This is a genomic window from Rathayibacter sp. AY1D1, assembly GCF_002932635.1.
GTDB lineage: Bacteria > Actinomycetota > Actinomycetes > Actinomycetales > Microbacteriaceae > Rathayibacter.
In genome coordinates this window covers 1-12,889 of the sequence record NZ_PSVY01000004.1, presented here as the reverse complement: position 1 = coordinate 12,889, position 12,889 = coordinate 1, and the positions used below count along the sequence as shown (strand labels likewise).

Genomic DNA, 12,889 nt, shown 5'->3' with positions numbered 1-12,889 from the left:
CGCAGCAGAAGGTCCCGTCCTCGTTCCGATCGCTCGGCGCTCCGCTCCGCCGACCTCAGCCGAAGGGGATCGAGCCGACCAGTACGCCGACGGCGAGCATGACCAGCGAGACGACGACCGCTCGCCACAGCACCTTGCGGTGGTGGTCGCCGAGGTTCACCGCGGCGAGGGAGACGAGCAGGAGGATCGCCGGGACCAGCGGGCTCTGGAGGTGCACCGGCTGCCCGGTGATGGAGGCGCGCGCCATCTCGACCGGCGAGATGCCGTAGTTCGCCGCGCTCTCGGAGAGCACGGGGAGGATGCCGTAGTAGAACGCGTCGTTCGACATGAAGAAGGTCATCGGGATGCTGAGCACGCCGGTGATCACGGCGAGGAACGGGCCGAGCGCCGGCGGGATCACCGCGACGACCCACTCCGCCATGGCGTCGACCATGCCGGTGCCGTTGAGGACGCCGATCAGCACGCCGGCCGCCAGCACCATCGACACGACGCCCACGATGCTCGGCGCGTGCTTGACGATCTCGGCCGCCTGGTCCTTCATCTTCGGGAAGTTGATCAGCAGGGCGACCGCGGAGCCGACCATGAACACGTAGGGCAGCGGCAGGATGTCGGCGACCAGCAGCGTCATCACCGCGAGGGTCAGGACCAGGTTCACCCAGATCAGCTTCGGGCGCAGCGTCTCGCGCTCGGGGTCGAGCATCGTGTCGGCCATCGCGGTGTCGGCGTCGTCGGCCTGCACGCGGGCGGCGACCGCCACCTGGGCTCCGCGCAGGGCCTGGGGACCGCGGAGGAAGGAGAAGCGCTCCCGGGCGACGGTGCGGATGCCCCCGGTCAGGGCCGCGAGGCCGCCGGTGCGGGCGCCGCCCGAGCGGGAGGAGGAGCCGCGGCCGGCGCCGACGAGCTCCTGCTCGAGCATCGGCTCGGCCAGCGCGAGCGAGCCGAGGCGGCGGCGCTCGCCGAGCCCGAGGAACCAGGCGAAGACGAGAGTGACGGCCAGGCCCACCGCGAGCGACGGGAGCATCGGCACGAAGATCTCGCTCGGCGAGACCTGGAGGGCCGCGGCGGCGCGCACCGTCGGTCCACCCCAGGGGACGATGTTGAGCGTGCCGTTGGCCAGGCCCGCGACGCAGGTCAGCACGACCGGGTTCATCCCCAGGCGCAGGTAGATCGGGAGCATCGCGGCGGTGGTGACGATGAAGGTGGTCGAGCCGTCGCCGTCGAGCGAGACCGCACCCGCGAGCAGCGCCGTGCCGAGCACGACCTTCGCCGGGTCGTCGCCGAGCGCGCGGACGATGAAGCGGATCAGCGGGTCGAAGAGCCCGACGTCGATCATGATCCCGAAGTACATGATCGCGAACATCAGCAGCGCGGCCGTGGGCGCGAGGCTGCCGATCGCCTCGAGGACCATGTCGCCGATGCCGAGGCCGGCGCCCGCGAAGAGGCCGAAGATCGTCGGCACGACGATCAGGGCGACCATCGGCGTCAGCCGCTTGGTCATGATCAGGGCCATGAAGGCCAGGATCATGGTGAAACCGAGTACTACCAACACAGCTGACTCCTTCGTCCAGTGCCTCCGCCCGCGCTCGGCGGGAGAGCCGGCCGGGAGATGGTGGAAACCCTAGGCAGCTCCGCGTCCGGCGCCGGGGTATCGCTCATTACGGCGACATCTGCGCATAGTGTGGCTTCTGCGCATTCTGCGCACGACGACGGCGAGGAGGCCCCGATGCGCTTCGCGACCCACGTCCTGGTCCTGCAGCTCGCCACGGTGTCGGCCGCCGTGCTGGTCTGCGCCGGGCTCGTCACCGCGCTCAGCGTCCAGCAGCTGCGCGGCGAGGCGGAGGGGACGGCGCTCGCCATCGCCCGCACCGTCGCCGAGGACCCCGATGTGCGCGACGCGGTCGCCGCGTCCTCCGCGGTGCCCGGCGCGCCCGCCGCCTCGGAGCTGCGCGGCGGACCGCTCGAGGACCTCGCCGCCGCCGTCGAGCAGCGCACCGGCGCGCTCTTCGTCGTGATCACCGACGATCAGGGCATCCGCCTCGCCCACCCCGACGAGGACCGCCTCGGCGAGCGGGTCTCGACCAGCCCCGACGAGGCGCTCGCCGGGCGCGAGAGCGTCTCGTGGGGCACCGGCACGCTCGGCGAGTCGGCACGGGCGAAGGTCCCGGTCTTCGCCGAGGGGGAGCAGCGGGTCGTCGGCGAGGTCAGCATCGGCTTCGCGCGCTCCAGCGTCTTCACCGACCTGCCGACCGCGCTGCTCGGCGTCCTCGCCGCGGCGCTCGCCGGGCTGGTGCTCGCCGCCGTCGCCTCCGTCTTCATCCGCCGCCGCCTGCTGCGCCTGACGCTCGGCCTCGCTCCGGAGGAGCTCACCTCGCTCGTGCAGGACCAGGCCGCCGTGCTCGACGGGGTCGACGAGGGCGTGCTCGCGCTCGACCGCGACGGGCGCGTCGGCGTCTGCAATGCGCGGGCCGCCGCGATCCTCGGCTCCGACGACCCGACCGGCCGGGCGCTGCACGGGCGGCCGCTCGCGGAGCTCGACCTGCCCATTCCGCTGGCCGACGCGATCGGCGCCGCGCTGCACTCCGTCGAGCCGCCCCGCCCCGGAGGCGAGGAGGGCTTCGTCGTCCGCTCCCGCATCGTCTACGTCGACATCCGCCGGGTGACCCGCGGCGACCGCGACCTGGGCGTGGTGGTGGTGCTGCGCGACCGCACCGACCTCGCCGCGCTGAGCCGGCGCCTCGACGCGGTCGGCGCGATGACCAACGCGCTCCGGGTGCAGCGGCACGAGTTCGCCAACCGCCTGCACGTGGTCGCGGGCCTGCTGGATGCGGGGCGGACCGCGTCGGCGCGCGACTACCTCGACGAGGTGCTGACCCGCGGCCCGCTCAAGTACCCGGTGCAGCACGCCGACCGGCTGCAGGAGCCGTACCTCCAGGCGCTCGTCGGCGCGAAGGGGATCGAGGCGGCCGAGCGCGGCGTGCTGCTGACGCTCGGTGAGGAGACGCTGGTGCGCGGCACCGTCGTCGAGCCGGAGGACGTCGCCACGGTGGTCGGGAACCTGGTCGACAACGCGGTGCGCGCGGCGGTCGAGGGGCGGCGCGACGTGCGCTTCGTCGAGGTCGAGCTGCTCGACGACGGCGACGCGCTCTTCGTGACGGTCGCCGACTCCGGCGACGGAGTGCTCGATCCGGACTCGCTGTTCGACCGGGCCGGCGCGGGCGACCCCGTCGAGGACGACGGACGCGTGCACGGTCGGGGCTTCGGCCTGCCGCTGTGCCGTGAGGTGGCCGCCCGCCGCGGCGGCGAGGTCTGGCTGGCGGACGCCGGCGGAGCGGAGTCGGGGGCCGTGCTGTGCGCGCGCCTCCCCGGAGCGGTGCTGCCGCCGGAGCAGGACGGGGACGGGTCATGAGCGCGGACACGGCGCGGGAGCGCACGGTGCTGGTGGTGGACGACGACTTCCGGGTCGCGCAGCTGCACGCGGACCTGGTCGAGGCGCGGCAGGGGCTGACGGCCCTTCCTCCGGTGCACACGGCGCGCGCGGCGCGGGCGGCCGTCGCCGAGCACGCGCCCGATCTGCTGCTGCTCGACGTGCACCTGCCGGATCAGAGCGGGATCGCGCTGCTCCGCGAGCTCGACACCGACGCGTTCATCGTGAGCGCCGCCTCCGACGGGGCGACGGTGCGGCGCGCCCTGCACGCGGGGGCGCTCGGGTACCTCATCAAGCCGTTCGAGGCGCGCCTGCTCGGCGAGCGCCTCGACGCGTACGTGCGGTTCCGGAACGTGCTGCGGGAGGACCGCGCGGCCGATCAGGAGGCGGTGGAGCGGGCGCTGCGCATCCTGCACTCGGGCGACGCGACCGCCGCGCAGCCCTCGCGCTCGGCGACCGAGCAGCTCGTCCTGGCGCGTCTGGCCGAGTCGGGCGCCGAGCTGTCGGCCCTCGAGGTGGCCGAGCGCGCCGGCATCTCGCGTGCCACCGCCCAGCGCTACCTCTCGGGTCTCGCGGGCCGCGGCCTCGTCGAGATGACCCTCAGCTACGGCACCACCGGCCGCCCGGAGCACCGCTACCGCGCCCGCTGACCCTCCGCGAGCGGAGTCCGCGATCGAGCCGGCGGGACGTTCTCGGCGGTCGGGACCCGCTCTCGGGGACCTGAGCGCCTAGGGGAGCTGACTGCGGAGCACCGGCGTGCGGTGCTCGGTCGAGCCGAACGGGGGATCCGCGTGTCAGCGGATCCTCCTAGGCGGTCGGGACCCGCTCTCGGGAACCCGACCGCCCGTGGGAGCCGACTGCGGTGCGCCGCCCTGCGGCGCACGAGACGGCCCGTCGAACGAGCGATCCGCGTGTCAGCGGATCGTTCTAGGCGGTCGGGACCCGCTCTCGGGAAACCGACCGCCTAGGAGAGCCGACTGCGGTGCGCCGCTTCGCGGCGGTCGGTCGAGCCGAACGGGGGATCCGCGTGTCAGCGGATCGTCCTAGGCGGTCGGGACCCGCTCTCCGGGACCCGACCGCCTAGGGGAGCCGACCGCGGTGCGCCGCTCCGCGGCGCACAGGACGACTCAGTGCGTCGCGTCGACGTCCGCGCCCGCGGCCTCGGCCACGCGGCGGCGCTCGGCGGCCTCGGCGGCCATGCGGCGGCCCTTGGGGCTGACGAGGGAGGCGATCACCGTGATCACGAGGACGCCGATGATGACCGAGAGCGACAGTCCGGTGCCGATCTCGAAGACCTCCACGTGCTCGCCGTTGTTGATGAACGGCAGGTTGTTCTCGTGGAGCGCGTGCAGGATCAGCTTCACGCCGATGAAGGCGAGGATCGCGGCGAGGCCGATGCTGAGGTAGACGAGGCGGTCGAGCAGGCCGTCGATGAGGAAGTACAGCTGGCGCAGGCCCAGCAGCGAGAACGCGGTCGCCGTGAAGACGAGGTACACGTCGCTGGTGAGGCCGAAGATCGCCGGCACGCTGTCGAGGGCGAACAGGATGTCGGTTCCGCCGATCGCCGCCATGACGAGGATCATCGGCGTGAGGACCTTCTTGCCGTCGATGTGCGTGTAGAACTTGTCGCCGTCGTACTGGTCGCTCGTCTTGAAGATCCGCTTGGCCAGGCGCACCATCACGTTGTCGCTGGAGTGGTCGTCGCCCGGCTTGACCAGGTTGAACGCGGTCAGCAGCAGGATCAGGCCGAAGATGTAGAAGACCCAGGCGAACGAGTTGATCAGTGCGGCGCCGAGGAAGATGAAGCCGGTGCGGGCGATCAGCGCGAAGACGATGCCGAAGAGGAGCACCTTCTGCTGGTCGGCGCGGGGCACCTTGAAGCTCGCCATGATGATGAGGAAGACGAACAGGTTGTCGACCGAGAGGGCCTTCTCGGTGATGTACCCCGCGAAGTACTCCGATCCGGGCGTCGCTCCGCCGAAGACGAGGACGCCGAGCCCGAAGAGCACGGCGATGCCGACGTAGAGCGCCGACCAGATCGACGACTCCTTCAGCGTGGGCTCGTGGGCCTTCCGGACGTGGAAGAAGAAGTCGAAGAGCAGGAGCAGGACGATGAAGACGATCGTCAGGGTCCAGATCAGGGGCGATACGGTCATGAAGGGGCTGGCCTCGCTCGTGAAGGGGGGGTCGGGGGACGGTCGCGGGGGTCGCTCGTCAAGGGAAAAGGTAGCGAGGCACCGTGACGAGCAGGGTGCCCGCCGATGGATCGTGAGTATCTTCTCAGTTCTCCGCGGGTCCCTCGCGCCCAGCGGCCGGAGCGCCACACTGGTCACCATGACCGGCGCCGCTGTCGACAGGACCTTCCAGGACGCCTCCGGCGTCGTCATCCACTACCGCTGGTGGCCGCACCCCTCGCCCCGCGCGATCGTGCAGCTGGCCCACGGGGTCGGCGAGCACTCGGGGCGCTACGTCGAGCTGGCGGAGGCGCTGGTCGCCGCCGGGTACGCGGTCGCGGCGGACGACCACCGCGGGCACGGCCGGACCGGCCTCGAGCAGCACGGCGGCGACTCCTCCCGGCTCGGACTGCTGGGGCCGGGCGGCCTGCGCGCGACCGAGGCGGCGATCCTCCGGCTGACGGAGCTGCTCGCGGAGGAGAGCCCAGGAGTGCCGATCGTGCTGCTCGGCCACTCCTGGGGGTCGCTCATGGCGCAGCGGATCGTCGACCACCACTCCGGCGCCTACGCCGCGCTCGTGCTGAGCGGCACGGCCTACCGCCTCCCGGGGCACATGAACGCGGGCGACCTGGCGAAGCGGCACCGCGTCGCCGGCGGTCTCGGCCTCGAGTGGCTCTCCCGCGACCCGGAGGTCTGGCAGCGTTTCCACGACGACCCCCTCACCTTCACCACGCCGCTCGCGAAGCGGATCGGGCTGGTCGAGACCCTGCGGCTGGTCGGCCGCCCGAAGCGCGGGCCCGAGCATCCGCTGCCCCTGCTGCTGGTCGTGGGCGCCGACGACACCCTCGGCGGCGAGCGGTCGGTGCGCGCGCTCGCCCAGGCCTACCGGCGGCGGGCCGGGTACACGGACGTCTCGGTGCGGGTGTACCCGGAGGCGCGGCACGAGCTGTTCCAGGAGCTCAACCGGGCCGAGGTCACGGCCGATCTCGTGGAGTGGCTGGGCGAGCGCTTCCCCGCCCCGGCTCGCGCCTAGGCTGGCGTCATGCATGGCGAGTACAAGGTCCCCGGCGGAAAGCTCGTGGTCGTCGACCTCGACGTGGTCGACGGGAGGTTCGCCGGGTTCCGCCTGGCGGGCGACTTCTTCCTCGAGCCCGACACGGCCCTCGACGACATCGATCGCGCGGTCGTGGGCCTCCCGGCCGAGACGGACGCGAAGTCCATCGCCGCCGCCATCCGGCAGGCGCTCCCGGCCGACGCGGTCCTGCTCGGCTTCACGCCCGAGGCCGTCGCGGTCGCGATCCGCCGCTCGCTGCAGAAGGCGACCAGCTGGCGCGACTACGACTGGCGCATCGTGCACGACCGGGCCGTCCCTCCCGCGACCCACCTGGCGCTCGACGAGGTGCTGACCGCCGCGGTCGGCGAGGGCCGCCGGGAGCCGACGCTGCGGATCTGGGAGTGGGACCAGCCCGCCGTCGTCATCGGCAGCTTCCAGTCGCTCCGCAACGAGGTCGACCTCGACAACGCGGCGAAGTACGGCGTCGACGTGGTCCGCCGCATCTCGGGCGGCGGCGCGATGTTCATGGAGGCGGGCAGCGTCGTCACGTACTCGCTCTACGTCCCCGGCGACCTCGTCCAGGGGCTGACCTTCGCCGACTCCTACGCCTTCCTCGACGAGTGGGCCGTCAGCGCGCTGCAGTCGCTCGGGATCGACGCGGTCTACCAGCCGCTCAACGACATCACCTCGCCCTCGGGCAAGATCGGCGGCGCCGCGCAGAAGCGCCTGGGCTCCGGCGCCGTCCTCCATCACGTGACCATGAGCTACGACATCGACGCCGAGAAGATGGTGCAGGTGCTGCGGATCGGCCGCGAGAAGCTCTCGGACAAGGGCATCGCCTCCGCCGTGAAGCGCGTCGACCCGCTGCGCAGCCAGACCGGGCTCAGCCGAGCCGAGATCATCGAGCGGATGAAGGCGACCTTCGTGCAGCTGCACGGCGGCGAGGCGGGGACGCTGACCGAGGAGGAGTACGCGGCGGCGGAGGAGCTGGTGCGGACGAAGTACTCGACTCCGGAGTGGCTGCGGCGCGTCCCCTGACCGGCGGGTCCGGGGCGGCGGTCGCCGGCGCGTGGACCCGGAGCGGAACGCGGCGGGCCGGTCCGGCGGGCGCCCCTCAGCTCGCGAGGAGCTCCTGGTAGTCCGGGTGCTCGGCGATGAACTCGGCGACGAACGGGCAGGCCGGGACGATGCGCCCGCCGAAGCGCTCGTGCGCGTCGTCGAGGGCCGCCTCGACGAGGGTCTCGCCGAGGCCCTCGTGGCGGTGCTCGGGCGCGATCTCGGTGTGGAGGAAGACCACGTCGCGGCCGCGGACGGCGTAGTCCGCGACTCCGACGGTCTCGCCGTCGAGCCAGAGCGTGTAGCGGGACGAGTCCTCGTCGTGGCGCACCTCGGAGATCATCGCGCCACTCTACGCCGGAGCCTCCCCGGCACCCGTCGAGCGCGGGCGCGAGGCGCGGAGCGTGTCGCCGGGCTCGCGCGCACTGGCACAATTGCCGGGTGCCCAGGACGATCCAGATCGCGGACGGCGTCCCGGAGTCGCGGAGCGCGGTGTTCCACGCCGACAACCTCGAGGTCCTGCCGCAACTGGCCGACGGGGCCTTCACCGTCGTCTACCTCGACCCGCCGTTCAACACGGGCCGGGCGCAGGTGCGCACCTCGACCACATCGGTGCGCTCCACCACCGGCACGATCGCCGGCTTCAAGGGGCGCAGCTACGAGCGGATCCGCGGCGACCTGCTCCGCTACGACGACCGCTTCGACGACTACTGGTCGTTCCTCGAGCCGCGTCTGGCCGAGGCGTGGCGGCTGCTCGCCGACGACGGCACCCTCTACCTCCACCTCGACTACCGCGAGGCGCACTACGCGAAGGTGCTGCTCGACGCGCTCTTCGGCCGCGAGTGCTTCCTCAACGAGATCATCTGGGCCTACGACTACGGAGCGAAGGCCACGCGCCGCTGGCCGACCAAGCACGACACGATCCTCGTCTACGTGAAGGACCCGCGCGGCTACCATTTCGACTCCGCCGCTGTAGACCGCGAGCCGTACATGGCCCCGGGCCTGGTGACCCCCGAGAAGGCCGAGCGCGGCAAGCGGCCGACCGACGTGTGGTGGCACACGATCGTCTCGCCGACAGGCCGCGAGAAGACTGGGTACCCGACGCAGAAGCCGGAGGGGATCCTCCGCCGCATCGTGCAGGCGTCCAGCCGCGAGGGCGACGCCGTCCTCGACTTCTTCGCCGGCTCCGGCACGACCGGCGCCGTCGCGCACGCTCTCGGCCGCCGCTTCGTCCTTGTCGACGAGCACGCCGACGCGGTCGCCGTCATGCGCCGCCGCTTCGCCGCCCTCGACCCGGCGCCGCTCTTCCTCTGACGCGGGCCCTCTCGACTCCTCAGACGTCGCCGTCCTCGCTCGCCACCCCCGCGACTCCTGCGCACCAGCCGGCTCCCACTGTCCAGAAGGTGTCGCACTCGACATCGATCGCTCCGACTGTCCAGGAGTTGTCGCACTCGACGCCGACTGCGACAACTCCTGGACAGTCGTGGTGGGAGGCGCGCCTCCCCAGGTGCGGGATCAGGGGTTCGTCCACAGAATGCGGATCGCGGGAGTCGGACGAGGATCACGGACCGCCAGAATCGCGGCATGTCCAGCACCGACCTCGGAGCCTTCACCCGGCGAGCGGCACTCCGCGCAGGGGTGACGGACGCCCGACTGCGCACTCCCGCCCTGGCCAGCCCCTTCCACGGAGTGCGCACCCGGGTGGCGCCCGTGACGCACCTGGAACGAGCCGCCGCCTACCTGCCGCGGCTGCGGCCCTGGCAGCTCTTCTCCCACCTGACCGCGGCCGAAGCCTGGGGAGTGCCGCTCCCGGCGCGACCCGGCGAGGACGATCCGATCCACGTGGCGGCGACGACGCCGCACCGGCCCCCCAGGACCCGGGGTGTGATCGGCCACACCCTCACGGAGACGGACAGGGTCGAGCGGCACGGCCTGCCGGTGACGGGAGCGGTGTCGACGTGGATCGCGCTCGCGCCACTGCTGTCCGCCCGCGATCTCCTCGCGGCGACGGACCACCTCCTGTTCGAGCCGCGCTACCCGCGCCGGGACGATCCGCGTCCCCATGTCCGGCTTCACGAGCTGCAGGACCGCCTGGCCTCCCATCGGGGCCGGGGCCGACGCGGCCTGGCTGAGGCTCTGCGGCTGGCATCGACCGGAGCCGCCTCGCGGAGGGAGACCTGGCTCCGCGCTCTCGTCGAGGAGGCGGGACTGCCCGCGCCCGACGTGAACGCCGAGATCAGGATCGGCGGCCGACTGCTCGCGGTCGGCGATCTGGTCTTCGAACGGTGGAAGGTGGTGGCGGAGTACGACGGCGGCCAGCACCGGACGGACGACGCGCAGTTCTCACGCGATCGTGAACGGCTCCTGGCCCTGCACCTCGCGGGCTGGATCGTCGTGGTCGTCCGCGCGGAGGGTCTGACCCGGGGCAGGGCGCGCACGATCGCCGAGCTCCGTGCCGCTCTCGTGGCCCACGGCTGGCGACCGTGACGCACCCCGTCGACGGATCGACCCGCTCGTCCATCCCCGCCCCGCCGCCCGCGTCCGCCCCACCGTCCGGATCCGCCCGCCGGTCCGCATCCGATCGAGCACGCGGAGCCCTCCGACTACGCAGGAGTGGTCGCACTCGGCGTCGACTGCGACGACTCCTGGACAGTCGCGGGCCGGCGTCAGCTGCTGGCGCGGACGACCAGCGACGTCGGCATCAGCGTGCGGTGCTCCACGGGGAGCCCCTCGATGCGGGCGGTCAGCAGCTCCACCATGCGGGCGCCGAGCTCGTCGGGGAGCTGGCGAACGGTGGTCAGCGCGGGGACGGCGTTCCGCGCGAAGAGATCGTCGTCGAAGCCCACGACGGACACGTCCTCGGGGATCCGGCGGCCGGCCTCGCGGAGGGCGGCGTAGGCGCCGACCGCCATCTGGTCGTTCGCGGCGAAGACGCCGTCCAGGTCGGGGTCGCGGGCGAGGAGGCGGCGCATCGCCTCGGTGCCGCTCGCCGGCGAGAAGTCTCCCCACTCGACGAGGTCGTCGGCGAGGCCGGCGTCGGTGAGTGCGCCGCGCCAGCCGATCAGGCGGTCGACGCCCGGCGGCATGTCGGCGGGGCCCGCGATGGTGGCGATCCGGCGCCGGCCGCGCTCGATCAGGTGCGCGGTGGCGACGGCCGCCCCTTCCGTGTTGTCCACGTCGACGAAGTAGGAGCCGCGCTCGTCGGGCGAGAGCGGTCGGCCGCCGAAGACGATCGGCAGCGTGCCCGAGAGCGCCGCGTAGGAGTGGTCGCCCGAGTGGTGCGAGACCACGAGCGCGCCGTCGACGTTGCCGCCGAGCAGGTACCGCCGCGTCTTCTCGCCGTCCGTCTCGGACGCGATCAGCATCGAGAGCGTGTAGTCCGTGTCGGCCAGGCGCATCGCGGCGCCCTGCACGATCGAGGCGAAGAACGGGTCCGCGAAGACGCGCGCGGTCGACTCCGGCACGATCAGCGCGATCGACTGCGTGCGCCGCGAGGCGAGCATCCGCGCCGCGTGATTGGGCACGTAGTCGAGCTCGCCGATCGCCTTCTCGACGGCGGCCACGATCTCGGCCGCCACCTGCGGGGCTCCGTTGACCACCCGCGAGACCGTCGCGCGCGAGACTCCGGCCCGCGCCGCGACCATCTCGAGGGTGGGGGAGCGGCCCCCGCCGCGGACGCCCGTCGGCTCGCTCACGGGTCAGTCCAGGATCGCCGCGGCGCTGCCGCCGAGCAGTCGGGAGTAGACCAGGCCCGAGTCCTTCACGATCCGCTCCTGCGTGTCGTAGTCGACGCGCACGATGCCGAAGCGCTTCTCGTAGCCCCAGGCCCACTCGTAGTTGTCGAGGAGGGACCAGACGAAGTAGCCGCGGACGTCGGCGCCCTGGTCGATCGCGTCGGCGACCTTCTCGACGTGGTCGAGCACGTACTGCGTGCGGTCCGCGTCGTGCACGCGGCCGTCCTCGACGACGTCGTCGTAGGCGGCGCCGTTCTCGGTCACGTAGAGCGGAGGGAGGTTCTCGTACTCCAGGCCCAGGCGGGTCAGCAGGTAGCGCAGCCCGTCGGGGTTCACCTCCCAGTCCATCGCGGTGCGCGGCAGACCGCGCGACGGGAAGGTGATGAACTCGGAGCCGACCCAGGGGGAGCCGACCTCGCGGTCGGTCGCCTGGGCGAAGTCGTCGGCTCCGGCCGGCAGCGGATGCGCCGAGACGTTGTCGTCGTGGTAGTGGTTCACGCCGAGGAAGTCGAGCGGGAGCGAGATGAGATCGAGGTCGCCGTCGACGAGCAGCTCGTCGAGCCCGAGCCCTTCGACGTCCTCGAGCAGGTCCTCGGGGTACTCGCCGCGCAGCAGCGGGTCGAGGAAGATCCGGTTCTGGAGCGCGTCGAAGCGGCGTGCGGCGTCGAGGTCGGCCTCGTCCTCGGGGTCGTCGGGGACGGCGTTCGAGAGGTTGAGCGTGATGCCCAGGTTCTGCGCTCCGAGCTGCCGGAGCGTCGAGACGGCCAGCCCGTGGGCGAGGTGCGTGTGGTGCACGGCGGCGAGGGCCTTCTGCTGCGAGATCACGCCGGGGGCGTGCACGCCCGCGCCGTAGGAGAGCAGGGTCGAGCAGAACGGCTCGTTGAACGTCGTCCAGTGCTGCACCCGGTCGCCGAGGCTCTCGTAGACGGCCTCGGCGTAGTCCCGGAAGCGCTCGGCGGTGTCGCGGTTCGCCCAGCCGCCGGTCTCCTCGACGGCCTGCGGGAGGTCCCAGTGGTAGAGGGTGAGCCACGGCAGCACGCCGGCGCCGAGCAGCTCGTCGACCAGGCGGGAGTAGAAGTCGAGGCCCTCGGGGTTCACCGCGCGGTCGCCCGGCTTCACGCGCGCCCAGCTGACCGAGAAGCGGTAAGAGCCGAGCCCCAGCTCCTTCATCAGCCGCACGTCCGCGGGCATCCGGTGGTAGTGGTCCACCGCGACCTCGGGGGTGTCGCCCTTCGCGACCGCTCCGGGGACGCGGGAGAACGCGTCCCAGATGCTGTCCTCCTTGCCGCCCTCGTGGCCGGCGCCCTCGATCTGGGCGGCGGCGGTCGCGGATCCCCAGAGGAAGCCGACGGGCCAGTCGCGGACGGCGAGCCGGTCGACGCGGGCGATCTGCTCCGAGAGGCTCGGGGTCGCGGCGAGGTAGGCGTTGAACGCTGTCGACGACGCC

The 12,889-nt window shown here is 72.5% G+C and carries 11 protein-coding genes; 6 read left to right on the top strand and 5 right to left on the bottom strand.

Translation table 11 applies throughout. The annotated features are described in order from the left end of the window. Positions 1 to 55: 55 nt before the first annotated feature. A complete protein-coding gene (locus C5C56_RS04055; RefSeq protein ID WP_104233156.1) occupies positions 56 to 1,525 on the bottom strand; it encodes a CitMHS family transporter in 1,470 nt (489 codons plus the stop codon). A 198-nt stretch (positions 1,526 to 1,723) separates the two neighbouring features. On the opposite strand from C5C56_RS04055, the gene C5C56_RS04050 reads away from it, so the two are divergent. Next, complete coding sequence (locus C5C56_RS04050) at positions 1,724 to 3,406, top strand: sensor histidine kinase (RefSeq protein ID WP_104288684.1); 1,683 nt, start codon at positions 1,724 to 1,726, stop codon at positions 3,404 to 3,406. Further along, complete coding sequence (locus tag C5C56_RS04045; protein ID WP_104262727.1) at positions 3,403 to 4,074, top strand: response regulator; 672 nt, start codon at positions 3,403 to 3,405, stop codon at positions 4,072 to 4,074. The genes C5C56_RS04050 and C5C56_RS04045 overlap by 4 nt, the downstream gene beginning before the upstream one ends. Positions 4,075 to 4,551: 477 nt before the next feature. Here C5C56_RS04045 and C5C56_RS04040 read toward each other — a convergent pair whose 3' ends face one another. Then, positions 4,552 to 5,580, bottom strand: a complete 1,029-nt coding sequence (locus C5C56_RS04040; protein WP_104223866.1) for a TerC family protein — start codon at positions 5,578 to 5,580, stop codon at positions 4,552 to 4,554. A gap of 178 nt (positions 5,581 to 5,758) precedes the next feature. Here C5C56_RS04040 and C5C56_RS04035 point away from each other — a divergent pair, with 178 nt between their 5' ends. Next, positions 5,759 to 6,631, top strand: a complete 873-nt coding sequence (locus C5C56_RS04035) for an alpha/beta fold hydrolase (RefSeq protein ID WP_104233159.1) — start codon at positions 5,759 to 5,761, stop codon at positions 6,629 to 6,631. A gap of 9 nt (positions 6,632 to 6,640) precedes the next feature. Continuing rightward, on the top strand, positions 6,641 to 7,690 hold the full coding sequence (locus C5C56_RS04030; RefSeq protein WP_104225162.1) for a biotin/lipoate A/B protein ligase family protein: 1,050 nt from the start codon (positions 6,641 to 6,643) through the stop codon (positions 7,688 to 7,690). Positions 7,691 to 7,766: 76 nt separating this feature from the next. On the opposite strand, the gene C5C56_RS04025 is transcribed toward C5C56_RS04030, so the two are convergent. Beyond that, the gene (locus tag C5C56_RS04025) at positions 7,767 to 8,051 is read right to left on the bottom strand and encodes a GNAT family N-acetyltransferase (RefSeq protein ID WP_104233160.1); all 285 of its coding nucleotides are present in this window, start codon (positions 8,049 to 8,051) and stop codon (positions 7,767 to 7,769) included. Positions 8,052 to 8,149: 98 nt separating this feature from the next. Between C5C56_RS04025 and C5C56_RS04020 the strand changes: the two genes are divergently transcribed. Continuing rightward, positions 8,150 to 9,022, top strand: a complete 873-nt coding sequence (locus tag C5C56_RS04020; protein ID WP_104225160.1) for a site-specific DNA-methyltransferase — start codon at positions 8,150 to 8,152, stop codon at positions 9,020 to 9,022. 270 nt (positions 9,023 to 9,292) lie between these two features. After that, entirely contained in the window at positions 9,293 to 10,195 is a 903-nt protein-coding gene (locus C5C56_RS04015) for a hypothetical protein (RefSeq protein ID WP_104233161.1), read from the top strand. A 179-nt stretch (positions 10,196 to 10,374) separates the two neighbouring features. Here C5C56_RS04015 and C5C56_RS04010 read toward each other — a convergent pair whose 3' ends face one another. Next, positions 10,375 to 11,352: a LacI family DNA-binding transcriptional regulator gene (locus C5C56_RS04010; RefSeq protein ID WP_104225165.1), complete on the bottom strand. Its 978-nt coding sequence runs from the start codon at positions 11,350 to 11,352 to the stop codon at positions 10,375 to 10,377. 54 nt (positions 11,353 to 11,406) lie between these two features. Further along, on the bottom strand, positions 11,407 to 12,831 hold the full coding sequence (locus C5C56_RS04005; RefSeq protein WP_104288694.1) for a GH1 family beta-glucosidase: 1,425 nt from the start codon (positions 12,829 to 12,831) through the stop codon (positions 11,407 to 11,409). Between the last annotated feature and the right edge of the window lie 58 nt (positions 12,832 to 12,889).